Below are 26,572 nucleotides of genomic sequence, written 5' to 3'. Positions count from 1 at the left end.
GAGAACGGAGTCTTCTTTGTATTCGCACGCAATCGCGTCGGCTTAGGTGAGATGAGCCGACTTTGCCCCCGCTGCAATCCGCCTCCGCCCTTTCGCCATACCTGCCATAATCCAAGCGCAGTGCACGGCGAGAATCGCCAGCACGAGGCTATCGAGCACGACGAATTCCCCTTCCTTGCCAAGGAACTGAACCAGGTTGTGAACAAAATGGAACAGGATCAGCGGCCAAATGAGACGATCCTTCACCATCAGCAGCGCCAGCGCCAGACCGACGAGCAGCGAGTAGGCCAGCTGAAGAATGGTTTGCCCGAGGCTTTGGCCGGAGAGCATATTCAACATATGGGTAACCGAGAACAATACGCTAGAGACGACGACTGCGGTCATCGCACCCTTAGGCAAGAGAATATTCAGAATGAGTCCCCGGTAGATCGTCTCCTCGACGAAAGCGACAAGCAGCGTGAAGAACAGGAAGAACGCAACCTTCGTTACGGTCAGCGCCTCGAAGCCCTTGAAGCAGAGCACGGCGCATACGAGCGCAAGCGGCGCATAGTATCGCCATCCGCCCGAGGCCAAACCGCGAAGAGAGCGGAATCCGTACTGCCCCCATTTGCGACGCAAGCTCATATATATGATAAGCGCAAGCGCGATCGGGATAAATGCGATCAGCACCGGCGATGTGTACGAGAGCTCCTTGATCGTGGCATATGCGCCGGCAGCGGTCATCGCGATCAGAAGCAGCAATTCGATGATGATGACCGATAAAACGGGACGCGAGGCAGATAACGAACGTTTAGCCGTTGGTTGGGTTGTCATGACGATTCATCCTCTCTTTAATAGAACGGATCCATTGTTGTTCCATCTCGAAATAATCGACTCCGTACGAAAGCACGGATACCCGGTAATAGTAGTCTCCCGGATTCGGAAGCGCCGCGAGTTCCTTGGAAATGATGCCTTCCACGGCGGCAAGGCGCCCACGCTCCTGCTCCAGCTTCTGCTCATATTCCGCGAGCCGCGCCAGGCGAGTCTCCTCGTTCAGATAGTCGTAGAAAAAAATCTTGATCAGCAATTCGCTGCGGGACAGCTGAAGCGGCTTGGCAAGCCATGCTATAAAGGCCGCCTTCCCTTCCGGCAGCAGGGAATACAACTTCTTGTTCTTGCTGTCTGCCAACTCCTCGACCGCTAGCAGCTCCCGTTCCGTCAAGCGCTTGAGCGCCGGATAAAGACTGCCATAGCTGGCGCGGTAAAAAAGTCCGATCGAGCTGTCCATCGTCTTCTTGATGTCGTAGCCGCTCATGTTTCCTTCCATTAGAAGTCCGAGAATCGCGTATTCCAGCAAACCGAGCCCCCCTCAACATATATCTATTCGATATATCTGTTCGATATATATAATATCAATCATATCCCATCTTTTGTCAACCCATATTTTGCAACCTTGTACCAACAAAAAAAACAGGCAGCGGTTTATCGGACCGCTGCCTGTTGGCATGCTTGTATTCCTTCGCTAGACTTCTTGCCATCCTTGGTCATTCGATACGGTCCGGGATGATGGGCAAGTAGACCTCGACCACCGTGCCTTCGCCAACTTGACTTCGAATGTCCAGCCGCCCTTCATGGGTGGCGATGATCTTGCGCACAATCATGAGCCCAAGCCCGTTGCCTTCGGGCTTCGTCGTATGAAACGGTTGGCCGAGGTCGCGCAGCACGTCCTCGCTCATCCCGTGACCGTTATCCGCGAAGCGGACGCGCTGGTATCCTTCCGCCACGTCCAGTCCGATCGAGATCCGCCCGCCGAACGGCAGCGCCTCCATCGCGTTGCGAAGGATGTTCAAGAACACCTGCTTGATCTGATTGCGGTCGCACATCAGCGAAGCGGATCGTACCGCTTCCAACTCGACGGCGATGCCGTTCATGCTGGCCTGAATCTCAAAAATACGCAAAATCTCGTTGAGGATGACAAAACACTCTTCCTCCTTGAACTTGACCGCCTGCGGCTTGCCGAGGATCATGAATTCGCTGACGATCAAGTTCATCCGCTCGAGCTCCGACATGATGAGGTCGTAATGCGGCTGTTTCGCGTCCCGGTTCGTGTACTGCAGAATCCCCTTCACCGTTGTGAGCGGATTACGAACCTCGTGGGCGATGCCGACGGCCAGCTGACCCGCGAACACGAGCTTCTCCGTATTGCGCAGCAGCTCCTCCGTCTTCTTCAGCTCGGTAATATCCCGCAAGCTGCCCACGACCCGGTCGAGACGGCTGCCGCCCTCGTAGATCGGCACGACATCGAGCATGTACGCACGCGTCTCCTTCGGCGTCTGCAGCGCCGTCTCTTTGCCGATACACGCCTCACCGGTACGGATGACGTCCGTGAAATAGCCGCCCAGCTCCGGCACCTCGAGCACGCTCTCGCCCATCGGCGCCTGCACGCCTGCCTCATCGAGCAATGCCGTCATATGTATGTTACGGTCGACGATCCGCCCTTCCGGATCCGTAATCAGCAAGCCGTAATACTTCGTATCGAGCAGCACCTGGTTCAAAATCCGCAGCTGCGTGTTCTGCCGCCGCAGCCGAAGCTCCCGCTCGATGGAATCCGCGACCGTGCAGAGCATAGCCAGCATGTGCCGGTGCGCCTCCTCCAAGCTGGTCATGACCGTCAACACCGCCAGCAGTCGCCCGCCTTCTTCCTCGAACACGGGCACGGAGTAGCAGGCCATCGCATGCAGCACCTCATGAAAATGCTCCTTGCCCTTCATCTCCACGGGCCGCCGGGTCTCGGCGCATACGAGCACCGTGCTCGGTCCGTTATCTTCCGTGAAGCGCATCCCTTCTTCGATGCCAAGCGTGCGCAGCATGCTCAAGATCGTCGGATCGCCCATGATGCAAAGCGTATAACCGTCCTCGTCCTGCATGGCAACCATCATCTGGTGACCCGCGACGGAGGCCAGAAATTTATGAATGAATTCGGTGACCACGTCGATCACCTCTTGATGCTCCGCGATCTTCGCCGTCAATTCTTCCCCTTGCAGGCGTTCCTTGAATTCCGGCACCCGGCTCGGGTCGCGGCCGTGCTGCCGCTGCCAATTAAACATGCGTTGAATGACGATCTCAGGCGTCATGGCGAATCGTAAACCTCCAATCGGTCGGGAAGCCTGCGCCTCCCTACCTAAGTGAAGTTCGCCCCCAGTGCCTGAATCTCCTGCCTTCCTAATAAACGCAATCCATTCCAAAAATAAACAGGCCCGGACTCAAGGCCCAAGCCTGCTGCCAAAGACGAGCCGCCAGGCACGTCTTCCTTACCAGCCGAAATCGAGCGTTTCGCCCGTCTCGGCCCATGTTTTCAGATTGCTCAGGATCATCCACCAGTGCGATTGCGCGTTGGCAAGCGAGGGATGTTCCTGTGGCGACCATTGATCGTTGACAAGCGTCAGCTTCGTACAGCTGCCCACCGTCTCCAGCGCGAACGTCACGCGGGACTGCAGCTCCTCGTGGTTCGGGTAGTAGGATGGGCCGGGGTGCTCGAGGTAGCTCAATTCCTCGTTCGGCCGGAACGCGAGCAGCTTACCATACACATGAACCGTCCGATCTCCGTCGTTGCCGGGTCCGACATAGGCGAAAGAAGCGCCTTCCTCGAACGCCGACTCCAGCACGCAGCCGAAGAAGATACTCTTCGTGCCCTCGGGCGAGACGAGCGCCTCCCATACCTTCTCCTTCGGCGCGCCAATATAGAACTCATATTTTAATACGGTCATCTTTGCATCCTCCCGATCTTCGCGAAATAGGGCTTGCCCCGCCCATGCGGTCTTGCTACGATGAGCATAACTTCATGCGGATGACAAGTATTGTAAAAACGCGACACGAAGGAGGCCCCTGCATGTCACAGGCTTGGCCCGAACGCCCGACGCTAGGCGTCGTTCACCACAAGCGAAGCCAGCAGAAATTCTCGCTGACCCGCCATGCGCCCGCAGAGGATATCGGCTTCTTCGTGAAGCATTACTGGATTATCCGCTGGAATCTCGGGGATTCGCCGCCCCATGAGCAGGGCGTCATCCCGAACCCGTGCGTGAACTTGGCGATCGAGCGCGGCCAATCCGGCATATTCGCGCCATCCACCGCCAAGTCCTCGCATCTCATTCAGGGTCAGGGCTGCGTATTCGGCATCAAATTCAAGCCCGGCGGATTCTATCCATTCCACCAGTTGCCCATCTCTCGGATGCGCGAGCATCCGCTGGACGTCCGGACGCTGCTCGGCCTGGAAGCGGAGCGGCTCGAAGCCGATATCCTCCCGCTGGCGGACGATGCGGAGATGGTGGGCCGCATCGAGCGGCTGCTTCGTCCCGGACTGCCTGCGCGCGACGAGACGGTGATATTCATCAATCGAATCATCGACGGCATCGCGGCCGACCGCGAGCTGACGCGCGTGGAGCAGGTGTGCGAGCGGGCGGGCGTGAACGTCCGCAAATTGCAGCGGCTGTTCGACCAGTACGTCGGCGTCGGGCCAAAGTGGGTGATCCAGCTGCACAGGCTGCAGAACGCGGCCGAGATTTTGGATCACGAGCCCCGGCAAGATTGGGCGCATCTGGCGCTTGCGCTCGGCTATTACGATCAATCGCATTTCATCCGCGATTTCAAATCCATTCTCGGCGTGACGCCGGAGGAGTATGCAAGAGGGGAGGGCTAGCGCCTTCCTTTTTCAGGTTGTAAATTACTCAAATTTGAGTATACTTGTAAAGGATTCAAATTTGAGTAGTTCTACTCCGACCAGAAAGGTTGCTGCTTCTTGACCACGACCCAAAAGCAAGGCACGAGACTCGCCGTCGCCGGCTTGATGCTCGGCCTTTTCATGGCCGCCCTCGATCAGACGATTATTTCGACGGCCATGACCCAAATTATTTCCAAACTCGGCGGATTCGATAAATTCGTCTGGGTGTACTCCGCCTACATGATCGCGATGGTCGTCTGTTCGCCTATCTTAGGCAAGCTCTCGGACATGTACGGCCGCAAGCGGTTCTTCCTCGGCGGCCTGATCGTCTTCACGCTCGGCTCCATCCTGTGCGGAACGGCGCAGAACATGGAGCAGCTGATCATCTATCGCGGCATTCAAGGCATCGGCGGCGGCGCCGTGACTCCGATCGTCTTCGCGATTATCTTCGATATGTTCCCGCCGGAGCGGCGCGGCAAAATGATGGGTCTGTTTGGCGCCGTATTCGGCATCTCGAACGTATTCGGCCCGATCATGGGCGGCGCGATCACCGACCAATTCAGCTGGCGCTGGGTATTCTACATCAACGTGCCGATCGCGCTGCTCTCGTTCATCTTCATCCTTCGCGCATACCATGAGTCCGGCAACCACCGGAAGCAGATCATCGACTGGACCGGCGCGATCGTCTTGGCCGCCGCCGTGCTCTGCCTCATGTTCGGTCTGGAGCTTGGCGGCAGCGAAGGCTGGGCGTGGAGCTCATGGAACACGGTCGGCCTGTTCGTCGCTTCGATCGTCCTGACGGCGCTGTTCCTCCGCGTCGAGCAGACGGCCAAAGATCCGATCATCGCCTTCAAGCTGTTCAAGGACCGCGTCTTCACGAGCAGCATGATCATCTCGCTCGCGTACGGCGCCGCCATGATTTGCGTCGCCACGTACATCCCGGTATTCATCCAGGGCGTCTTCCACAAGTCCGCCACCGAGACGAGCACCGTGCTGACTCCAATGCTGCTCGGCGTCGTGCTCAGCAGCCAGGTCGGCGGCCGCATCGCCGGCAAGTTCCGCTACCGCTCGATCATGCTCATCTCGGCGGCCGTGCTGTTCACGGGCCTTGTGCTGCTCGGTTACGTCATGGATACGCAGACGAGCCGCGGACTGATTACGCTGTATATGATCGTTGTCGGTCTGGGCATCGGCGTCTCGTTCTCGCTGCTGTCGATCTCCACGATCAGCTCCGTGCCGCCGCAATACAAGGGCTCCGCTTCCTCGCTCATCACGTTCTTCCGGACGATCGGCTCGGCGCTTGGCGTCACCGTTTTCGGCGCGATGCAGAAGCACGTCTTCCAGGGCGGCCTCGCCGAGATCGGCGGCCTTGATCCGCAGGCAGCCGAAGGCATCAAGGGCGGGCAGGCGCTGCTCGATCCGGCGATGCAGGCGCGCATCGGTCTGTCCGGCGACGTCGTGGAGACGCTGCTCGGCAAGCTGGCGGACTCGATTCTGTATTTATTCCAATGGTCGATTCTGCTGCCGCTGGTCGCCGTCATCTTCGCCGTCCTCATGGGACGCGCGGGTCTTGAAGCCGCGAAGCAGAAGCGCGCCGACGGACGCACGGATGCGACGCCCGCGGGCGAAGGACGTTAGACGAGATGTCCATGAAGCTGCTTATCCTCGGCTTGCTGATGGAGGGGGACCTGCATCCGTACGAGATCCGCAAAATCATCAAGTCCCGCAGCTGGGACGAACACTTCAAGCTGCGGGACGGCTCGCTGTATTACGCCGTTGACGCCCTGCGCGGCGGCGGCTTGATCGAACCGGCCGAGATCGTTCCCGCTCCGGGCGAGGGACGGCCGGACAAGATTATCTACCGCATCACGGAGAGCGGCCAAGACGCCTTCTTCGAGCTGCTCTACGCGCAGTTCGAGCAGGAATCCGGCGTGCCGCACCCGTTCTTCTTCGCGCTGCCGTTCGTCCGTTATGCCGATCCGATCCGGGTCGAAGCATTGATACACAAGCAAGTGGATGCCAGCTCGCGGCGCATCGATCGCCTCAGGTCTGTCCTTGAATTGAAAGAACCGTACTTGCCTGGCGGCCCCGCGCTCATGATCCGGGGCATGGTCCAATTCATCGAAGCGGAGCAGCGCTGGCTGGCCGATCTGCTGGACGCCGCGCGCTCCGGCGAGCTGTTCACTGGGCCAAAATGGACGCACGAGGAGATTGAGGCCTATCTGAGCCGCCGCGCGACCGACCAATGAAGCTCGCGCGCCGTCAATCCTTTGGCAACACCGCAATCCAGAAGAAACGCGCCTCCATGCCGCATGTTACGATAACGTCAGAGTTAAGCAAACACGCGAGAGGATGATTGGCAATGGCAAAACTGACACCGTATATTTTCTCCGAGGACGCGCGGGCGCAGGCTGGCTTCTACACCGAGGCATTGGGCGGCGAGATTCTCTCCCTGATGACGTTCGCGCAGCTGCCGGACGCGGACGAGGCGACGAAGGACAAGGTGCTGCACATGGCGTTCGTCGCTGGAGGCGTCACGTTCTTCATGTCCGATTCCCCCTTCAAATCGCTGTCGCGCGGCGACGGCATGCATCTGAGCCTGGAGTTCGCAAGCGATGCCGAAGCGCACGACGCCTTCGACAAGCTGTCCGCCGGCGGCCGCGTCGTCGACCCGCTGAAGCAGCAGTTCTGGGGCTCACTGTTCGGCGTGCTGGAGGACAAATTCGGCGTGCTATGGCAGGTGACGACCGAGACGCCGCAAGGCTAACGACCGGTCAGAGCATGAGGTTTGGCCGCCGACGGGCGACCGAGCACCGCGTGCCGCGATGGCGCCATGCGTCGGAAGGCGCGTGCAGTGCGGATCGGCGTACGGACGCCAAAGACCAGCCCCGTTCCGCTCCATTTTGGACGGTACGGTCACCCCGAGCGGGCGACGCCTGACGACGCTCCCAGGCGGACTAGGGGCCGGACATACGCAAAGAAGACGATCCCGCGCGGATCGTCTTCTTTGCGCATGCTTCATAATTAGCGTCGCGCGATCACCTGCGGACCGTCACGAGAACCGCACGATCCGGTTCTTGCCCGTACGCTTGGCCTCGTAGAGCGCGCGGTCGCCGCCCTCGAACAGCCGGTGCTTGTTCCAGCCGGGGACATACGCTTGCACGCCGATGCTCACCGTCACCTGCAGCCCGTCAGCTTCGGCGATCGTCAGCTTCTCCACCGCCTGCCGGACCGATTCAATGAATGCCGCGTCCGTCTCCGGCGTCGGCCGTTCGTACAGCAGCGTGAATTCCTCCCCGCCATAACGGAACGCCATATCTCCCGGTTCCTGCAGCCCGCGCAGCGTATCAGCCACCGCTTTGATGACGATGTCGCCGACTTTATGCCCGAACCGGTCGTTAATGCTTTTGAAATTATCGATGTCGAGCACAGCCAGCTGGAACTCGCCGCGTAGGCCCCGGGCGGTCTCCAGCCGCTTCTCCGCCTCCTCGTAGAAGGAGCGGTGATTGAGCAAGCCGCTCAGCCCATCCACGCGAAGCAGGTGCTCGATCTGCTGCTTCTCCTGCGCGAGCGTCTTGTTCAGCGTCGATGCGGATTGCCACTGCCGGGCGAGCTCCGCACCCCGGTTCAGTAGGCCAGCGAGAATCGCAGTACCAGCTCCGTAGATGAAGAGCAGCGCGATCACCTCGGCGGGCGACTGCTCGGCAAGCAGCGGCGGGTAAGCGGCCAGCAGCGCCACGTACACCAGCACGCCGGTTGCAGAAGCCGTTAGCAGCACCTTTTGCCGCAGGAAAAAGACCGATACCAGCAGCGGCAGCAAGAGCACCGACACAATCAACTCCACCTCGTAGTTGGCGACGATCATAATGCCGGCCAACCCGTTGGCGGCGCCGATCAGGGTATACGATATCCACTCCCGCTTGTACCGGCACAGCAGCTCCGTGGCCGTCACGATCAACAGGAGCCCCCCAAGCGGCACCACGATAATATGAAGGAGAAAGTCAGTCTTGTCCTCGCTGGTGAAGAGGAGCGCCAAGCTCGAAGCCGCCGCATAGAACACCGCGCAGAGCCGGAAGGAATATAAGATGATCCGGACCCACTTGTCCGGGAGCTCGACTGGATCGTACCGCAACGCTGCACCTCCTAGGTGTTGGGCATGTCGTCCTATTATTATAGCACTTGAGCACTATGTTTTTCGCTGTTAATAACACCCACGCACGCTTCAAAGGGATAACGCGATCACATGTAGCGCAACATGGACGGGCCGGTGAAATGCCGCGCCCTTCCAGTCGCAGCACGAAGAGCCCTTAGCATCGCTGGAATGGCGAGACTTAGGGCTCTTCGTGCTTCTCTCGAATCGAATGACTGCAGCGAGCATCATACGCGGGCGGCTGCCCGGAAGAGGCCGACGCGTCGGTTTATACCGGTGAGCGCCGCTCCATGGCCGCGTTATGACCTCGTGGCGCCCACGCTGTCCGTGCTGTACGGATCGGCGTAGTCCGCCGCGTTTTTGTTATCCCAGACGTCGGCGTAAGTTTCATCTTGTTTGAACTGTTCCAACACGTACGAGCAGGAGGGGATGATCCTTCTGCCCCGCTCCCGCGCTTCATCCACGACCAGGTCGAGCAGCTGCTTCGCGAGCCCTTGTCCGCGATATTCCGCCTGCACGTACGTGCGATCGATGACCCATGTGTCCACGTCGATCATCCGAAAATGAATTTCGCCGATCGTCCCGCCTACGCCGGTCAAGATGTAGCTGTTGCCCTGCTTCTCGGCGATTACCTCCTCTTGCGGCTTGTCCGATCTCCCGTCAATCTCCCGCATGACCATGCACCTCCGTGAAGAGCGTATTCGTCACTTGAACGTACTCTTCATTACCCTATGGGCGGGGAATTAATCGGGAAAGGGCCTCCGCCGAGGGGGCTCCAAGGGCTCCTCCCTCTGGATACCCGTTTTCGTGCATGTACGATAGTTGGGTAATTGGCGTTTGCTTTCGTTCGGGGCACGCTCTTGTCCTTGCGGACAAAGCTAACGTTTGACTTGTTCCCCAGGGGCCTTGAACTGCTATAATAGAACCAGTGTTCGTAATTTCGCCATTCTAAAACAGGAGATTCCCTTAATTATGAATCCGACTTATACGATAGACGATGCGCAATGGCAGGCGCTGATCCGGCAGGTGGCCGATCATTTCGACGACCTGACGATCAAGCGCGGGTTTCAGGATTATAAACAAGAGCGCGTTCGGGAGCTGACGCTGCCGCGCGCTGGCCAGGTAGAAGCGCTCGTGGAGGGCAACGAGCTTACGCGGTGTCGCGTGCGCGTCAAGCTGGACGCCGTCACGGAGAGCGAGTGCGCTTGTCCGGCCGGCGGCGGCTGCAAGCACGTCGTGGCCGTGCTGCTCGCGTACGCCAATATGCAGGGCCGGCTCGTCCATCAGCTGGTGAACGCCAAGTCTGCTGCCGCGATGGAGGCTGCCCGGGTGAAGGCCGAAGCGGCAGCAGCGGGCAAAGCTTCCCGCGCTTCGCAGCTTCGCGGGCGCGCGGCCGGCTTGGCGGAACAGCCGATCGCGAATTGGCGCGAGCTGTTCGCCGCCTGCATCGCCCCGCTCGCAGAGCAGGTACGCAATGCGCAGTACGCGAGCGGCGCGCTGGCCGCGATCTACGAGACGCTGCCGCCGCTCTCGCCCGTCATGGAGCAGCTGGCCGGTCTCCATGCGGAGCTATTCGTGCTGGAGCAAGTCACGAAGCCTGCCCAGCCGACCGGCGGCACATGGTCCGGCGGCGGGCTGTTCCTCGGCTTCCATACGCACGCCGCGGCGGCCGAGCTGCAAGAAGCCGCGCTGAAGCGGCTCGCTGAAGGCATCCCCTCGCCTTCCGCCTCCGAACGGGACTATCTGCGGAACTCGCTTGTTTATTTGCGTGATGGCATGTTGACCGAGCCGCATGCCTATCCGTATATTACCGAGCTGTATATGGCTTATTGGCGGTACTGGATGCTGCCGCATATCGCCGATCCGGATGCGCTCACGGATGAGCTGACCGCACTGGACACCGCCGAGGAACGGCTCGGCTCCGCCGTCACCCGTATCCACGGCTTGCTGGCACGCGGCCGGATGCGCTTCTGGCTGGGCGACGATGCCGGAGCAATCGATCTGCTGCGGATGGCCGCTGCCAAGACGCGGGTGAAGCCGGACAGCCTGTTCGCCTTCTTGGACGAGCTGAGCGCGCAGGGCCAGCCGGAGCGCCGGTTGGACTGGCTGTGCGCCACCGGCCCGCTGCTCATCGGCAACCGCCAGGATAGCCTCGAACAGTACAGCCGTTATTGGGACGACATGCTGCAGCTCGCGCCGGAGGCTGAATTCCGCATGTGGGAGACGTTCGAAGAGATGCTGCCGTTCGCCAGCTCCCTATACGAGAACAAGCTGATGGAACGCGGCCGCTATCGGCAATGGATGGACACGCAGCTGAGCGCGGGCGTGGAGCCGCTCGATCTGCGGGTCAGCGAGCTGGCCCCGATCGAGAAGCACGAGCCGCAGCTGCTGCTGCCCTTCTATCATCAGGCGGTCGAACGTCACGTGCTGGCGAAGAACCGGCACGGCTACAAGGCGGCGGTGAAGCTGCTAAAGCGGCTCGCCAAGTTATACAAGAAGCTCAAGCAGGACGAGCGGTGGGAAGGGTACATCGAAGCGTTCGCCGAGCGCAACGGCCGCCTGCGCGCGCTGCAAGAAGAACTGCGGAAAGGAAAGCTGATCCCATGAGTCGACATAAGGATAGCGTTACGGTGAACGCCAGCCTCACCGCTTACGGCGACGCGCTGCTGTACGGCACATTGTCCAGCTACAGCGCGGCGCCGGGCTTGCTGCTGAAGCACCGCCTGTTCGCCTGGCACGAACCTTCCTTCTACGGAACGGAGCTGGAAGTCCGGCAGGCGCAGGGCGTCGAGCTGGTCGTGCTGCCTGCCGAGGAGGTCATTCCGTATTTCGCCGCAGGGTCGCTGCTCGCGCACGTCGACTGGACGTGGGAGGCCGAGGCCGATCGGCTGATGAAGCTTGCTCCCGCGCTCGGCCGCATCATGGAGGAACGCACCTACGTGCCCGATTTGGGCGTCTTCCGGACAGGCAAGCTGCAGTGGACGTGGGAGGATGCTGCGCTAGATGAAGAAGCAGCGCGTCTGCTGGCGGAGGGCGATGACCCGTCATGGACGAAGGCGCTGCAATCCGCCTTCTCCGCCGCCGTCTTCAGCCGTTACTACAGCACCGAGGAAGCGGCAGCCGACCTAAGGCGCGAATACCCGCTGCTCTTCACGGGCGATCGCGGTTCGCTTGCCGGCCTCGAGGCGGAGGATTGGCTCGTCGCCATCGGCTGGAAGGCCGATAACGCGCCGTTCCGGCCGCTGCTGCAGCTGCTGGAGCCAGACGAAGAAGAGATGAATTGGCGACTTAGGCTGATTGTCCAAGATAAGCAGGACCCGGCGGCGATCTACCCGGTCCGCCTTAGCCAGCGCGGTCACGCGGCCGGCGATTGGCCTGCGGATTGGGACGCGCGCGTGCAGGAGCGTGCCGAAGGCTGGCTGTCGCACCTGCTCGCCGCCCTCTCGCCCCAGCTGCTGGCGGGCGGTCCGTCGGATGTCCTCGGGCAGCCGTTGACGGACCAATCGGCATGGCGATTCCTGACCGAGGACAGCCGCCGCCTGCTCGAGGCCGGCTGGCAGGTGCTCCTGCCGGCCTGGTGGGAAGCCGCCCGCAAGCGCAAGCCGAAGCTGCGCGCCAAGGTGACCGAGGAAGCCGGCGCCGGAGGCGCGGGCGGCAAGAGCGGTTCGCTGTTCGGCTTAAACTCGCTCGTCGACTTCAACTGGCGGATCGCGATCGGCGACACCGACTTGTCCGAGGCCGAGTTCCACGAGCTGGTCGCCCGTGGCGAGCGCATCGTAAAGTTCCGCGGCCAGTGGATCACGCTCGATCCGCAGCTGCTTGAACATATCCGCAGCGCGATGGCGCGGGTGAACCGCTCCAAGGGGCTCACCTTCCAAGAGGTGCTGCAGATGCAGCTGACCGGCGGCTGGCGCCGGGCCGCCAAAGGCGCGGAGGGCGAAGAGACGGACGACGCGGAGGACAAACTGCAGCTGGAGGTCGAGCTCAACAGCCATCTCACTCGGCTCATGACCCAGCTTACGAGCCAGTCCGACTGGCCGCCGCTGCCGATTCCGTCCGGCTTGCAGGCGAACCTGCGCTCCTACCAGCAAGAAGGTTTCGCGTGGCTCGCGTTCCTGCGCGGCTTCGGGCTCGGCGCTTGTCTCGCCGACGATATGGGTCTGGGCAAGACCGTGCAGCTAATCACCTATCTGCTGCACATCAAGGAGAGCGCCGGGCCGGACGAGGCGCACCACATGCCTTCGCTCGTCATCTGCCCGACATCCGTTCTCGGCAACTGGCAGAAGGAGATCAGCCGCTTCGCCCCCTCGCTGCGCGCCAAGCTGCATTACGGCAGCAAGCGTTCGAGCGGCAAAGCGTTCGAGGCGAGCCTGCAGGACACGGACGTGCTGCTGACTTCCTTCGCGACGGCCGCGCTCGACCAGGAGCTGCTCCAGTCGTACACGTGGACGACGATCGTGCTCGACGAAGCGCAGAACATCAAGAACGCCGGCACCCGCCAATCGGCGGCTGTCCGCAGCTTCCGCGCCAAGCACCGCGTCGCGATGACCGGCACGCCGATCGAGAACCGGCTGTCCGAGCTGTGGTCGATCTATGACTTCATGAACCCTGGCTTCCTCGGCAGCCCGAAGGCGTTCCAGGAGCAGTACGCGCAGGCGATCGAGAAGGATCGCGACGAGCAGCGTACGGCCGATCTGCAGAAGCTGGTCAAGCCGTTCATGCTGCGGCGCAAGAAGAAGGACCCGAATATTATGCTCGATCTGCCGGACAAGAACGAGATGAAGACGTATATCAATCTTACACCCGAGCAGAGCGCGCTCTACGACCAAGCCGTCACCGATCTGCTCGAGCGCGTGCGCCAGCTCGAGGGCATGGAGCGTAAAGGCGCGATTCTCGCGGCGCTTACCCAGCTCAAGCAGCTGTGCGACCACCCGGTCCTGATGACGAAGGAAGAGCTGCCGGAGCAGCTTGGCGGCGCCGACTCGGAAGCCCGCGAGACACTGATCGGCCGCTCCTCCAAGCTCGAGCGGCTGATCGCGATGGTTAAGGAGCTGCGGGCCGAGGGCGAGCGATGCCTGATTTTCACCCAATATATCGGCATGGGCAACATGCTCCAGCGCGTGCTGCACGAAGAGCTGGGCGAACCGATTCTCTATCTCCACGGCGGCACTTCGAAAGCAGCGCGCGACAGCATGGTCGAGCAATTTCAATCTCGCACGCTGCCAGCGGACGAGCAGCCGAACGTCTTCATTCTGTCGATCAAGGCAGGCGGCGTCGGGCTCAATCTGACGGCGGCGAACCACGTGTTTCATTTCGACCGGTGGTGGAATCCGGCCGTCGAGAACCAAGCGACCGACCGCGCCTACCGGATGGGGCAGACGAAGGACGTGCAGGTGCACAAGTTCATTGCGCTCGGCACGCTGGAGGAGCGGATCGACGAGATGATCGAGAGCAAGCAGCAGCTGAGCGACAACGTCATCACGAGCTCCGAGGGCTGGATTACGGAGCTGTCGACGGACGCGCTGAAGGATCTGTTCACGCTGCGGCGGTATTGGGGCGGCTAAGCGAGACCTCGCCGCGGCAAACAGCAAGACCGGACGCGCCGCTTTTACAATATCCCAACAAAAGGTATTGTCAAACCCGGTTTTTTCCTGTACCTTATGGAGGAATGAATCGCATACACGGGTGCTCGATGAAGTCGGGCTGAGATAGCGGCCGCATGCCGCTGACCGTCAATCTGATCTGGGTAATGCCAGCGTAGAGAACCGATGCGCAATGTTAGCTTTGTGCATATGACGGCCTGCCTGTACCTTGGCGGGCCTTTTTTTACGTCGCATTAGCCCCCGTTATGGGTTCACACCATATTTGTCTCGAGGGGAAGAGAGAACATGTCGGCGAGTCCAACAAAGAGCAAAGGGTTAACGCTGACCGATATCCTGGTGACGATCGTCATCGCCGCGGTATTCGGGGTCATCTACAAAATATGGGGGCCGGTGTACGACGCCGTGAAGCCGCTTGGCACGAACGCCGAGCAGCTGGCCTACGGCATGTGGTTCATCGCCGGAACGTTGGCGTTCTTGATCATCCGCAAGCCGGGCGTCGCCATTCTGGCGGAGGTCGCCGCTGCGACCGTATCCGCGCTGCTCGGCGCCGAATGGGGCGTCGCCACGCTCGTGTACGGCTTGGCGCAGGGCGCGGGCGCGGAACTGTTCTTCGCGCTGAACCGCTATCGCAGCGGGGGCGCTTGGGTTGCTTCGCTGGCCGGCTTCGGCGCGGCTGCCGGATCGCTGCTCATCGATTACCGTTACGGCTACATTGAATATTTATCCGCCTGGAACCTGACGACGTTCCTCGTGCTTCGTCTGCTCGGCAGCGTCGTCATCGCGGGCCTGTTCGCCTATGCGCTGGCTCGGGCGGTGGAACGCACGGGCGTGACGCACCTGCTTCGTCCGGCCTCCAAGCAAGACTACGATGCATTGGGGTAGAACATCATGAACGACGGCGCCGCGCGCGTACAGATCGACAATTTGCGTTTGAAATACCCGGGAGAAGACGGCCTGCTTTTTAAGGGGCTGTCTCTTTCTATTTCGCCCGGCGAACGGGTGCTGCTGCTCGGGCCGAGCGGCTGCGGCAAGTCCACCCTGCTGCAGGTGTTGAGCGGTATCGTCCCCCACTCCATCGGGCTGCCGATGAAGCACGACAGTGCGAGGCTGCCGGAGCGGGCAGGCTACGTATTCCAGGATCCGGACGCGCAGTTCTGCATGCCTTACGTCGACGAAGAATTGGCGTTCGTCATGGAGAATCTGCGCGTGCCGCCGGCGGAGATGCCTGCGCGCATGACCGCCCTGCTGGAAGCCGTCGGCCTTCACCTCCAGGATCCGCACACGCTGATCCAAAGCCTCTCGCAAGGGATGAAGCAGCGTCTGGCCATCGCATCCGCCCTCGCCCTCAGTCCCGATGTCTGGCTGCTCGACGAGCCGACGGCGCTGCTTGACCCGGCTGGCACCAAGCAGGTGTGGGAAGCGCTGAAGACGAATACCACCGGCCGCACCGTCGTCATCGTCGAGCACAAAATCGCGGAAATCGTCGGCTGGATCGACCGCGTCGTCATTCTGTCGGCCGACGCCGCGATCGTGGCCGACGGGAAGCCTGCGGACGTGTTCGAGCGGCATAAGGACCGGCTGATCGCGGACGGCATTTGGTATCCGGGCGTGTGGGAGGATTACCTCGAAGGCATGAAGGCATCTGCTCCCGAGGAGCATGCTGCTGATGCCGATGGGTTAATTTCGCGAAAGGTCGGCACCCCCTTGCTTCAGCTGGATGGTCTGCGCGGCTATCGGGGAGGAGCGGTCGCTATCGAGGCGGAACGGGCGCAGGTGCATGCAGGCGACTGGGTATGCGTGGTCGGCGAGAACGGCGCTGGCAAAAGCTCGCTGCTGTTATCCATCATGAAGCTGATCCGCACGGAGGGCGCCGCGCTCGTGAACGGGCGTAACCGCAAGTCGACGAAGCAGCTGGCCGACGAGGTCGCCTTCGTTTTTCAAAATCCCGAGTTCCAGTTCATTGCGGGCAGCGTGGAGGAGGAGGTCGGCTACTCCATACCGGGGGCCAAATTGTCCCGCGAAGCCCGATTGGCGCACATCGGCGACGTGCTGGACCGGTTCCAGCTGCTGCCATACCGCCATCGCCATCCGTATCAGCTCTCGATGGGGCAGAAGCGCCGGCTGAGCGTCGCCGTCTCGATCGAACGGGGGCAAAAGCTGCTGCTGCTCGACGAGCCGACCTTCGGCTTGGACGCACGCAACACGTTCGCCATGCTGGAGCGCCTGACGCAGCTTCGCAGGGAAGGGTACGCCATCATTATGATTACCCATGACGAGGAGATCGTCCGGCATTATGCTTCGCAAATCTGGCAGGTCGCATCCGGGCAGCTTGCGCAAATCATGGACAAGGCGGTGACGCGGCCATGAACCTGACCTTTCCCTTCCGGGAGACGTGGCTGCACCGCGTCAATCCCGGCGTCAAGCTGGCGGCGTTCCTCGCCTTGTTCGTCGTCGTCATGCTCGTGCATAATTTGAACTCGCTCATGAACATGACTTTCGGCTTGCTCCTGCTCATCGCGGTCTGTTCCGGACATCCTTGGCGGCGTCTGCTGCTCTATGCCTCGCCGTTCCTGCTCGTCTTCGTCTCGAGCTCGGCCGGCATGGCCATGTTCGGCACCGGCGAGACGACGTGGTTCCGCTATGGCCTTATTCATGTGACCGAGGAAAGCTTTTACCGCGGGCTTCATCTGGGCTTCCGCGCGCTCAACATGGCGGGGGCCGGACTATTGTTCGGGCTGACGACGCGGCCGGTCTACTTGTTCTACTCGCTTATGCAGCAGTACCGGCTGCCGCCCAAGTATGCCTACAGCTTCCTGGCCGCCATGCGGATGCTCCCGCTCATGGCCGAGGAGCTGCAGACGCTGCGTCATGCCCTGCTCGTACGCGGCGTCCGCGCTGGCTGGACGCCACGCGGGCTGTATCTCACGATTCAGCGTTATGCCATCCCGCTGCTGGCGCAAAGCATCCGGCGGGCGCAGCGCGTCGCCGTCGCGATGGAGTCGAAGCGCTTCGTGAGCGAAGCGGAGCGCACGTATTATTATCGCGTCGGATTCTCCGCATGGGACATCGTCTTCGTACTCGCGTTAACGGCCATCGTGCTGCTCGCCTTCTGGATCGGCGGCCATTGGCCGTATGTCGCCAGTACGGATGTGCGGGGGTAAGCGGGCTGCAAGCAAAGGCCGTCCTTGCATCATGGCGCAGGGACGGCCTTTTGTATTGCAGCGTGGCCACGTGGCGTGTGGATTGACGGCGTGGTGCGCGCGTGTGGCGGTGTGAGGCTTGACGGCGTGACGGCATGGAGGTGCGGTGGCGCGCGGTTTGGCGGTGCGGCGGTTTGGCGGTTTGGCGGTTTGGCGGTGCGGTGGTCTGGCGGTGCGGCGGCGTGGCGGTGTGACGGCGTGGCGGTTAGAAAGTGTGGCAGTTGATGATGAGCGCAACAGCTACGGTCAGATTTTCCGGGTCGCTACCACTCCGCGAACAGCCACGCTTCCAGCCAATAGCGACACACATGTCGCTATCGCTCCACCAACAGCCACGCTTCCTGCCAATAGCGACGCCCATGTCGCTATCGCTCCACCAACAGCCTCGCTTCCTGCCAATAGCGACGCTCACGTCGCTATCGCTCCGCGAACAGCCACGCTTCCTGCCAATAGCGACGCCCATGTCGCTATCGCTCCACCAACAGCCACGCTTCCTGCCAATAGCGACGCTCACGTTGCTATCGCTCCGCCGCCTCCATTTGCGACTCGCACGCCGCTACAAAAATACGCTCGCGCTACCTTGTCCCTCGTTGGACAAGACGAGCGCGAGCGCTTTCGGCGCTTGCGTGACCTTCTTCCTTCCGCCATCTACCTGCGCTATCTTCGCTGCTTTTCCTCAACCATCGCCAGCGGCCCCTTACCCTTTCACCGAGCCCGCCACCATGCCCTTCATAATCTGCTCCTGCATGAGCAGATAGATGACGATGGTCGGGATGACGGCAATCGCCATCGCGCCCATGGTCAGAGCGTAATCCGTGCCGAAGCCGTCGGAGAACAGCGAGAGACTAAGCGGCAGCGTCTTGAGCGACTGGGTGTTGATGAAGACGAGCGCGAACGAGAAGTCATTCCAGAACCGCAGGAACGCGAGAATAGCAATCGTCGCGACGATCGGCATGCACAGCGGCAGAATAAGGCTGCCGAAGATGCGCCACCAGCCGCTGCCGTCGATCATCGCCGCTTCTTCGATCTCCCGCGGAATCGAGGCCATGTACGCCATCGCCAGGAAAATCGCGATTGGCAGCTCGAATGCCGTATAGGGTAGAATGAGCGCCCCGTACGTATCGAGCAAATGCAGCTTCTTCATCATGATGAACAGCGGCACGAGCGTGCTGTGGATCGGGATGAGCAGGCCGGCCAGGAACAAGGCGACGATCGCCTTTTTGAAGCGAAAATCGAACCGCGAGAGCGCATAAGCCGCCAGCACGCCCAGCACGATCGTCAGCAGCACGGCCGTGACGGTGACGAAAGCCGAGTTGAACATCGCTCTCCCCATATTGCCTAGCTCCCACGCGCGGACGATGTTCTCTTTCATCCACGTATGCGGCAGCCCGTATGGCCGGTTGAAGAAATCTTGATTCGTCTTGAACGCGCTGATGAACAGCCAGTACAGCGGATACAACGTTAGCAAAGCGTACACGGTCAGCAGCACCTTGACCAAACCGCCGCCGGCCCGCAGCGCCAGCTTGACGCCCGCAAGCTTCGCCGGCCCCGTCGTCGCATTCGTCTCCACGCCTACCCCTCCTTCTTCCGGCCGGTCAGCGCGTACTGGAGCCCGATGAGCAGGGCGCTGATGACGATGATCATGGTCGATACCGCCGAACCGTAGCCGTAGCGGTATACGTCGAACGTGTTGTTGTACATATAAGTGGCGAGCAGCTCCGTCGATTGCGCCGGTCCGCCGCCGGTCATGACGATGACGTGGTCGAACGCCTTAAGGCTGCCCGAGATGCACAGCACGAGCGAGACGACGACCGTTCCCCAGATCATCGGCAGCGTGACCGAGACCAGCTTCCGCCAGCCGACGGCGCCGTCGATCTTGGCGGCATCGTCGATTTCGGACGAAATATTTTGCAAAGCGGCGATGAAAATGATCAGGTACGGGCCAACGTTGCTCCAGTTGATCGGAATCGACACCGCGAGCATGTTCACCTTCGGATCGGACAGCCACGCTCGCGTCCACGACTCGAGCCCAAGCCATTCCAACACGGTGTTCGCCAAGCCGAACTGCGGATGGTAGATATACCCCCAGATGAGACCGACGACGACGGTGGAGAGCACCATCGGCATGAACACCGCCGAGCGGATGAACCGCGAGAACAGCGTGTTCCGCATGAGCAGCAGCGCAAGCAGCAGCGCGATCGGGATCTGGCCGACGATGGAGGACGCCACGAGAATCAGATTGTTCTTGAGCGCCCGCCAAAAAATGTTATCCTGCAAAATCTCCTCATAGTTGCCGAGTCCGATGAATTTGGCGCTGCCCAGGCCTTTCCAGTCGAACAGCCCGTAGTACGCCGACCAGAAGATCGGGACGATGACGAACACCAGGAAGAGGAGCAGCGCCGGGAGCAGCGCGAGCGCGATGAACCCCCGGCTTCGTACTGCGGGTGCCATACCCATGCTACCGCCTCCTTACGGGGTGACCGCTCGGGCCTGCGCGTCCTGTACCTTCTGCGCGACGTCCTCCGGCTTGCCGCCCATCATCAGCTCCTGCAGACCATTGTTGAGCGCTTCTGCACTCTCAGCGGAGAGGATGGCGTCGTACACCGGCGTGATGCCCGTCTTCTTCACGAGGTTGAATGCTTTGTAGTACAGCGACGTGACCTTCGATTGGTCGATCTCGGTGTCGTACATGACCATGGAATTGCTCTCGGCGATCGCCTTCTGCGCCTCCGGTCCGCTCAGCGCGTAGATCAGCTTGAGCGCCGCTTCCTTCGCCGCGCCCGTCGTCCGGCTGCTCAGCGCAAGACCGCCGCCCGCGCCGCCGGTAATCGTATTCGCGTCGCCTTTGCCGCCCGGGATCGCCGGCAGCACCGTGACGTCGATCGGCTTCATCTGCTCTTCGCTCGCCGCGGCCGCCAGATTCGTCAGCGTCCACGCGCCGCTCACCATCATCGCCGCGTTGCCCTGGATGAAATATTGTTCCGCCTGCGTGTTGTCGATGCTGTTGGCGCCCTCTTGGAACGCCTTGTTATCGACGAGCTGCTTGAAGTAGCCAAGCGCCTCGACGAACTGCGGATCGGTGAACTTGGCGTCCTTCTGCACGGCGGCATTCTTGAACCACTCCGTGCCGGTCACCCGGTCGGCCAGCGAGCCGATAATCGTCGACTGCGCCACCCACGGCGCTTTATTGCCAAGCGCGATCGGCGTCACGCCATTATCGTTGAACGTCTTGATCGCGGCGAGCATCTCGTCCCACGTCGTCGGCACCTTCACGCTATATTTCTCGAACAAGGAGGTATTGTAATATAGGATCGACGTCGCGGACATGCCGAGCGGTGCGGTGTAGATCTGGTTCGGCTCGAACGTGTACGGGTCGAACGCGCCCGACAGGAACTTGCCCTTCCACTCCGGATTGGCGTCGATCAGCCCGGTTATGGGCTGCAGCAGGCCCGCTTTGTACAGCTCGGCCGAGTGGCTGCCCGCGTAGACGAAGGAGAGATCCGGCATTTCGTTCGCCGCGGCGACTGTCGCAAGGCGCTGGCGGTAGCCGTCCGGCGGGATCGCCTGCGCGTCCAGCTCGACGTCCGGGTTATCCTGCTTGAACTGGTCAATGAAGCTGCGGACCGTCTTGGCGCGAAGGTCGTCTCCGGCAAAATTGTGCCAAAGCGTCAGCTTGACCTTCTCCTGCTTGCCGCCGTTCCCGGACGCATCCGACGTTGGCGCGCTGCCGTTGGCACCGCCACCTTCGTTATTGCCGCTGCAGGCGGCCAGCATCATCGATGCGAGCGCGAGCGCAAGACCCGCGCGGCTTGCTTGCGATATCTTCATCGTCAATCCCCCTTGTGTCTTTGGATGCTTTCAGTATAGGAGAGGATGGCCGCGGCCAGTAGGGGATAGAATTCAGATGATAGAGGGACGATTTTCAGCAGTTGCTCCGGTATTCGGAAGGCGTCTGCCCCGTGAATTTCTTGAACAGCCGGTTAAAATATTTGGTGTCCTCGTAGCCGATCCGGCTCGCGACCTCGCTCACCTTGGCCGGCGTCTCGGCCAGCAAAATCATCGCGCGGCGCAGCTTCGCCTGCGTGACGAATTCGAGATAGTTCTGCCCGGTCTCGCGCTTGAACATCTCGCTGAAATAATTCGGATTCATATGCACGTGCTTGGCGACCTGATGGAGCGAGAGGCTCTGGTCGAGGTGATCGTGAATGTAGGCGATCGCTTGGCGCACCGGGTTCGTCCCCGCGACCATATCGCGATACTGCGCCATGACGCGCTCCAGCTGCGCAAGCAGCGTCGATTCGGGTCGGGCTTCCAGCTCGCCCGGGTCTACGGCCGCGCCGGCCGGCAGCGGACGTTCTTGCCCGATAGAGGCCGCCGCCCGCTCCAGCCAGCGGCTGGCCGTCACGAGCAGCGAATGCAGGTAGGCTAGAGCGGTGGCGGGCGTCGCCTGCGGGTCCTGCCGGATCGCATGCAGCCGCTCCGCGGCATAGGCCCGCAGCGCATCGCCATCTCCGGCGCGTAACACCGCCGAGAGCGCGGCTTCCTCCTCGTCCTTGCAGACGCCGCGCATGCCGGCGCGCCCCGCGACGTCGCCGTAACGCACGATCGCCGCATTTGGCATCAGCCACCGGTAACGCGACGCTGCCGCGGCGGTGTCCAGCGCCTCCTTCAGCGCAGCCGGCTGGGCGACGGGTAGCCCGCATGCGGCGAAGACGGGCGCGTCGGTACGATCGCAGACACGGACGATTACAGCCTCGGCCCGATTCGGGGCATCCTTGCGCGGCGCAAGCCGGACCAGCAGCAGCAAGCCCGCTTCCCACGGTATCCAGGCACAGGGGAGCTCGCGTTCGAATTGCTCGCCCAACCGCTCGATCGCGAAATCCGCTTCCGCGCCGCCAATCACCTGAAGCAGCCAGACCTGCAGCCGCTGATCCGCCGCTTCAGGCCGCAGCTGCGGATAATGCCGCCATAGCTCGCTCGAAGCCTCGCCAGCCCCCATCTGCACGCCGCCCGTCAGCAGCTTGGCCAGCCAGCCGCGGCGGATAGCCTGCTCCTGCTCGCGGCTAGTACGCTCGGCATCCCGCCGCTTGGCGAGACGCTCCGCCGCCTTGCGCGCAGCGGCCAGGATCTCGTCCGGCCGGCTCGTCTTCAGCAAATAATCGCTGACGCCTTCCCGCAGCGCCTGCTGGGCGTACGCGAATTCGTCGAAGCCCGAGATGACGATAATCTCCGTCTCGGGATAGTCGGCTTTCACTTCGCGCGCCATCTCGATGCCGCTCTTGCCGGTCATCCGGATGTCGGTCAGAATAATGTCCGGCCGTTCCACCGGGATGCGCAGCAGCGCCTCCTCCGCGGAGGCGGCCGGCGCCAGCGGCGCGAAGCCGTTCTCCTCCCAGCGAATGACCGTGCTCAGCCCGCTGCGGATAATCACCTCGTCATCGACGATTAGTACTTTCACGCGGATCCCCCCTTTGCAAAAATCGAATTCGTGCATGAATGGATGTCTACCAACCGAAACGAGTCAATGTGCCAGGTTGAGCGAGCGGACTCCAGTTCACTTCATGATCATCCGCGATCCCCCTGCTCCTACCCTGGCGCCTCGGGTCCCCCCGCTGCGAGTTCCGCAGCTTGACCGGGCAGACGCGGAATCGTGAATTGCACCCTCGTCCCGCCCCCTTTGCGACTAGCGATGGACAGCCCCGCTTCCTTGCCATAGTGAAGCAGCAGCCGATTGTGCACGTTGCGCAGGCCGTAGCTCCCTTGCGGGGAACGCTCCTGCGCCTCCAGCGGAATGCCGGCGAGCTGGGCGCGCAGCTCGTTCATGCGCTCCTCGTCCATGCCGGCGCCGTCGTCCTCCACCCGGAAGCGGAGCGCCTGCGCTTCTTCGGCAACCGTGATTCGAATAAGACCCGGCCCCTCCTTGGGCAGCAGCCCGTGCAGCATCGCGTTCTCGACCAGCGGCTGCAGCAGCAGCTTCAGCATCGTCTGCTCGCCAATCCCTTCGGCAAGCCGCAGCTGAAAGTCGAATTTATCCGGGTAACGAATGGATTGGATGCGCACGTAATTCTGCACGTGCATCAGCTCCTGCTGGACGGAGCAGTACTCCTGGCCTTTGTTGAGGCTGAACCGCAGGAAATCGCTGAGCGACCCGACCATGTCGGCGATCTTGGCATCCTGGTTCATGAGCGCCAGCCAGTGAATCGACGATAGCGTGTTATACAGAAAATGCGGATTGATCTGCACCTGCAGCGCGTGCATGTCCGCCTCTTTCTTGAGCGATTCGTTGCGCTTCACCTCTTCGGTCAGCTTGATGATGCGCGAGCTCAGCTTGTTATAGCTGACGACGAGCTGACCAACCTCGTCGATCGTCGTGACCGGGAGCACGGGCAGCGGCTCGTCGGGACTTGCGCTTTTCAGAAAACGGGTCAGCACCGACAGCGGCTTCGTAATCCGCTGGATGAGGAACACGACGAAGACAATGACGAACATCATGGCGATCATGACCGCCACCGCCGTCAGCGTCAGGAAATATTCATTCTGCTTGCGGTACTCCCTCGCCGGAATGATGCCGACCAGCTTCCAGTTGACGCCGGCAAGCTTCTTGTACAAGACGGTCTTCTTCTCGGCGCCTCGGCCATAGTCGAGGGTACCGCTGCCCCCGTCCAGTGCGGGAAGGCCGGGATAATACTCGGTGATCGGGACGCTCGTCTCCCACTCGTCCGGCCCCGCGATCAGCCGGTTCTGCTCGTCGAGCAGCAGCACGAAGCCGCTGTTCTCCATGAGCGCGGAACGAACCTGCTTCGCGATGACCGTCTGGTCGAGATTAATCTGCTGCTTGCCGATCGGCTTATATTTGTCGGTGCTGCGGATCGGCCGGGCGAGCGTAATGACCTTGCGAACGCCGTCGGTCGTCCACTGACGGTGAACGTTGGACCACCATTTGGGATGCTGCTTGTAATAGTCGGGTATAATCGTCGTGATGTCGGTGAACTCGGAGCGCACGACCGGCCGCTGGGAGATCGGACGCTTGGCGTCGAGCGGTTCGATGATGATGTTGGCGACGTACGGCTTCGAGAACGCAAGGTTCGTGAGGAAGTTGATAATTGAGGTCTGCAGCACGTAGTTGCCATCCGGCGATTTTAAGTATTGCTGGACCCCGCTATGCCCGATCAGGAAGAGCGACATGTTCTCCGCATCCTTGACCATCGTGTCCAAATAGGCCTCCAACTGACGGAGCGTATTCATGCCGGCGCTCTTCGCCTTCTCCTCGGTCAGCCCTTCCGCGATCTTGTACGAGAACCAGCCCAGCGACAGCAGCGGCACGAGCGTGGCCATTATGATAAGGAGCGACAGCTTATGTTTGAGCGAGCGGCCGAGCCAATTTTCCATGGTTTCACCCCGGTCTGCGGCATTAGTGTTATGAGAGTGTTATATATTTCGTGATTATTCTTTATTTATGTTACTTTACTTAACATAACATAGGAAGAGGAAGGGGATAAACGATTTTATTAGGAAGCGCTTTCAAAAATTCAACGTCCATCTTACCATACTTCGTCCGGGGTGCCTACTTGAAAAGTAGGACGCCTGCGGGATGGAAAGAGAATTCGGCCGGCACGAACTCGTACCGTGCGCCGCATACGGAGGTATGTATGTCCCCACCCTTTGCAAGCCCCTCCATCACGCGCTTCCGCGATTGACATGTCCGTACTATAACGGGCGAAACGGTAGCTGCCCAACTCACCCCCGGCGCTTGACTGGCCGCTTCTCTCAACCTCTCCCCGCGATTGCCCAGGGGATGACCCGCGACTACCATTTGATCGATTTCACCAGCGCTGTGAGCCGTGCCGCCTCCTCCGCATCCGCCCCGCCCGCCAATTCAGCAACAATGCGTTCCCGGTTCGTGTACCCTTTGGCCAGCCCGTTCAATCGGGCCGCCAGTGTGCTGCCGGTGAGCGCCTCGTCTGGGAACGCCGCGGACAGCTTGGCCAGCGCGTCCGGGTGCCGTTTCAGGTAATATTTCTGATGCTTCTCTTCTGCCAGGTGGAAGCCGCCATACGGGATGATCTCGGTCGCCGGCTCCGGCAGCCCTCTGGCGCGCCGCCCGGCTAGGACGGATTCGATCGCGGCTTGCTGCTCCGCGTTCCGGTAGAATAGCAGCGATTGATACTGCCGCCCCTTGTAGCCGTTGATGTTCGAAGGATTGTGGCTGTCCCAGAACAGCTCCGCCAGCTCAGTGAACGACACGATGCGAGGATCGAACTCAACCTCCACCGTCTCCGTATGATCGCCCATCTGGCGATAGGTCGGCTCCTCCGCCGTGCCCCCCGCGTAACCGACACGGGTGCGCACGACGCCTGGCCGCGAACCATACAGCGCATCCGGCGACCAGAAGCAGCCCATGCCAAAGGTAACGTGCTCGCCCTGCCCGCCGTAGTTGGAGACTTCCCGTTCCCTCGTCATCCTTAATCCCTCCTCCTCTTGTCTTTCGCCAGCTCCCGGCTACCTAAGGCAGCTCCCGCAGCATCCGGTGCAAATAATCGACCGAACGCATCGCGTATTCCTTTCGCATTAGCTTACCCTGATGCACGAGCGCCAAGCAGGGCACGCTCTCGATCTGCCACCGCTCCCGCAGCACGGGCGCGAAATTCAGATTGATCCGGTACAGCGTGGCCGATTCGCCCGCCGCATCGGCGACCTCGAGCATCCGCTCCGCTACTTTGCACGTTCCGCACAGAGGCGTCGTGAACAGCACCGCGTCCCAGCCCGGGCCGATGCGCGAGAGCCGCAGCCATTCTTCTTCTTCGATTGCTTGTATCGCCACTTGCCTCCACCTTCCATGAATGCCTTCTTCTCTAGACAACGATCGCGTTTCTATGAAATGGGCTCCCCTCGAATCTATGATCCCGCAACAATATGAAGTCCT

Annotated in this window: 22 protein-coding genes; 9 read left to right on the top strand and 13 right to left on the bottom strand. The window is 61.1% G+C overall.

The window, feature by feature from the left end; translation table 11 throughout:
* Positions 1-42 precede the first annotated feature (42 nt).
* From ACFFSY_RS04010 to ACFFSY_RS03995, 4 genes are all read right to left on the bottom strand, one after another.
* Positions 43-813, bottom strand: coding sequence for a CPBP family glutamic-type intramembrane protease (locus tag ACFFSY_RS04010; protein ID WP_377490229.1), 771 nt, complete (start codon positions 811-813; stop codon positions 43-45).
* Positions 791-1,336 carry a PadR family transcriptional regulator gene (locus ACFFSY_RS04005; protein ID WP_377490226.1) on the bottom strand — a complete coding sequence of 182 codons (546 nt, stop codon included), beginning with the start codon at positions 1,334-1,336 and terminating at the stop codon, positions 791-793. The genes ACFFSY_RS04010 and ACFFSY_RS04005 overlap by 23 nt, the downstream gene beginning before the upstream one ends.
* A 187-nt stretch (positions 1,337-1,523) precedes the next feature.
* Positions 1,524-3,113 (bottom strand): ATP-binding protein, encoded by a 1,590-nt coding sequence (locus tag ACFFSY_RS04000; protein ID WP_377490223.1) that lies wholly within the window; start codon positions 3,111-3,113, stop codon positions 1,524-1,526.
* A gap of 177 nt (positions 3,114-3,290) precedes the next feature.
* Positions 3,291-3,746: an SRPBCC domain-containing protein gene (locus ACFFSY_RS03995; protein ID WP_377490220.1), complete on the bottom strand. Its 456-nt coding sequence runs from the start codon at positions 3,744-3,746 to the stop codon at positions 3,291-3,293.
* 122 nt (positions 3,747-3,868) lie between these two features.
* Here ACFFSY_RS03995 and ACFFSY_RS03990 point away from each other — a divergent pair, with 122 nt between their 5' ends.
* The 4 genes from ACFFSY_RS03990 to ACFFSY_RS03975 all read left to right on the top strand — a co-directional run bounded on the left by ACFFSY_RS03990 (position 3,869) and on the right by ACFFSY_RS03975 (position 7,463).
* Entirely contained in the window at positions 3,869-4,675 is an 807-nt protein-coding gene (locus ACFFSY_RS03990; protein WP_377490217.1) for an AraC family transcriptional regulator, read from the top strand.
* Between the two features lie 99 nt (positions 4,676-4,774).
* Positions 4,775-6,334 (top strand): MDR family MFS transporter, encoded by a 1,560-nt coding sequence (locus ACFFSY_RS03985; protein ID WP_377490214.1) that lies wholly within the window; start codon positions 4,775-4,777, stop codon positions 6,332-6,334.
* Between the two features lie 5 nt (positions 6,335-6,339).
* Entirely contained in the window at positions 6,340-6,945 is a 606-nt protein-coding gene (locus tag ACFFSY_RS03980; protein ID WP_377490211.1) for a PadR family transcriptional regulator, read from the top strand.
* A 113-nt stretch (positions 6,946-7,058) separates the two neighbouring features.
* Entirely contained in the window at positions 7,059-7,463 is a 405-nt protein-coding gene (locus ACFFSY_RS03975; protein ID WP_377490208.1) for a VOC family protein, read from the top strand.
* A gap of 285 nt (positions 7,464-7,748) precedes the next feature.
* On the opposite strand, the gene ACFFSY_RS03970 is transcribed toward ACFFSY_RS03975, so the two are convergent.
* Both ACFFSY_RS03970 and ACFFSY_RS03965 read right to left on the bottom strand, forming a co-directional pair.
* Positions 7,749-8,828 carry a GGDEF domain-containing protein gene (locus ACFFSY_RS03970; protein ID WP_377490205.1) on the bottom strand — a complete coding sequence of 360 codons (1,080 nt, stop codon included), beginning with the start codon at positions 8,826-8,828 and terminating at the stop codon, positions 7,749-7,751.
* 317 nt (positions 8,829-9,145) lie between these two features.
* Positions 9,146-9,520, bottom strand: a complete 375-nt coding sequence (locus ACFFSY_RS03965) for a GNAT family N-acetyltransferase (RefSeq protein WP_377490202.1) — start codon at positions 9,518-9,520, stop codon at positions 9,146-9,148.
* A gap of 298 nt (positions 9,521-9,818) precedes the next feature.
* On the opposite strand from ACFFSY_RS03965, the gene ACFFSY_RS03960 reads away from it, so the two are divergent.
* The 5 genes from ACFFSY_RS03960 (at position 9,819) to ACFFSY_RS03935 (ending at position 17,610) form a co-directional block, all read left to right on the top strand.
* Complete coding sequence (locus ACFFSY_RS03960) at positions 9,819-11,453, top strand: SWIM zinc finger family protein (RefSeq protein WP_377490199.1); 1,635 nt, start codon at positions 9,819-9,821, stop codon at positions 11,451-11,453.
* A complete protein-coding gene (locus tag ACFFSY_RS03955; RefSeq protein ID WP_377490196.1) occupies positions 11,450-14,410 on the top strand; it encodes a DEAD/DEAH box helicase in 2,961 nt (986 codons plus the stop codon). The genes ACFFSY_RS03960 and ACFFSY_RS03955 overlap by 4 nt, the downstream gene beginning before the upstream one ends.
* Before the next feature lie 324 nt (positions 14,411-14,734).
* Positions 14,735-15,331: an ECF transporter S component gene (locus ACFFSY_RS03950; RefSeq protein WP_377490194.1), complete on the top strand. Its 597-nt coding sequence runs from the start codon at positions 14,735-14,737 to the stop codon at positions 15,329-15,331.
* 6 nt (positions 15,332-15,337) lie between these two features.
* Positions 15,338-16,816, top strand: a complete 1,479-nt coding sequence (locus tag ACFFSY_RS03940) for an ABC transporter ATP-binding protein (RefSeq protein ID WP_446686126.1) — start codon at positions 15,338-15,340, stop codon at positions 16,814-16,816.
* Positions 16,813-17,610: an energy-coupling factor transporter transmembrane component T family protein gene (locus tag ACFFSY_RS03935; RefSeq protein ID WP_377490191.1), complete on the top strand. Its 798-nt coding sequence runs from the start codon at positions 16,813-16,815 to the stop codon at positions 17,608-17,610. The genes ACFFSY_RS03940 and ACFFSY_RS03935 overlap by 4 nt, the downstream gene beginning before the upstream one ends.
* Before the next feature lie 736 nt (positions 17,611-18,346).
* On the opposite strand, the gene ACFFSY_RS03930 is transcribed toward ACFFSY_RS03935, so the two are convergent.
* The 7 genes from ACFFSY_RS03930 to ACFFSY_RS03900 all read right to left on the bottom strand — a co-directional run bounded on the left by ACFFSY_RS03930 (position 18,347) and on the right by ACFFSY_RS03900 (position 26,470).
* Positions 18,347-19,171, bottom strand: a complete 825-nt coding sequence (locus tag ACFFSY_RS03930; protein WP_377490370.1) for a carbohydrate ABC transporter permease — start codon at positions 19,169-19,171, stop codon at positions 18,347-18,349.
* Between the two features lie 50 nt (positions 19,172-19,221).
* Positions 19,222-20,100, bottom strand: coding sequence for a carbohydrate ABC transporter permease (locus ACFFSY_RS03925; protein ID WP_377490367.1), 879 nt, complete (start codon positions 20,098-20,100; stop codon positions 19,222-19,224).
* Positions 20,101-20,118: 18 nt separating this feature from the next.
* Complete coding sequence (locus ACFFSY_RS03920) at positions 20,119-21,471, bottom strand: extracellular solute-binding protein (RefSeq protein ID WP_377490364.1); 1,353 nt, start codon at positions 21,469-21,471, stop codon at positions 20,119-20,121.
* 100 nt (positions 21,472-21,571) lie between these two features.
* Complete coding sequence (locus ACFFSY_RS03915; RefSeq protein WP_377490188.1) at positions 21,572-23,107, bottom strand: response regulator; 1,536 nt, start codon at positions 23,105-23,107, stop codon at positions 21,572-21,574.
* A 128-nt stretch (positions 23,108-23,235) separates the two neighbouring features.
* The gene (locus ACFFSY_RS03910; RefSeq protein ID WP_377490185.1) at positions 23,236-25,038 is read right to left on the bottom strand and encodes a cache domain-containing sensor histidine kinase; all 1,803 of its coding nucleotides are present in this window, start codon (positions 25,036-25,038) and stop codon (positions 23,236-23,238) included.
* Between the two features lie 417 nt (positions 25,039-25,455).
* Positions 25,456-26,109 carry a peptide-methionine (S)-S-oxide reductase MsrA gene (gene msrA, locus ACFFSY_RS03905; protein ID WP_377490182.1) on the bottom strand — a complete coding sequence of 218 codons (654 nt, stop codon included), beginning with the start codon at positions 26,107-26,109 and terminating at the stop codon, positions 25,456-25,458.
* A 43-nt stretch (positions 26,110-26,152) separates the two neighbouring features.
* Positions 26,153-26,470 carry a thioredoxin family protein gene (locus ACFFSY_RS03900; RefSeq protein ID WP_377490179.1) on the bottom strand — a complete coding sequence of 106 codons (318 nt, stop codon included), beginning with the start codon at positions 26,468-26,470 and terminating at the stop codon, positions 26,153-26,155.
* Positions 26,471-26,572 lie beyond the last annotated feature (102 nt).

The organism is Paenibacillus aurantiacus (genome assembly GCF_042431225.1).
GTDB classification, from domain to species: domain Bacteria; phylum Bacillota; class Bacilli; order Paenibacillales; family Paenibacillaceae; genus Paenibacillus_Z; species Paenibacillus_Z aurantiacus.
This window is presented reverse-complemented; position numbering and strand designations above follow the sequence as displayed.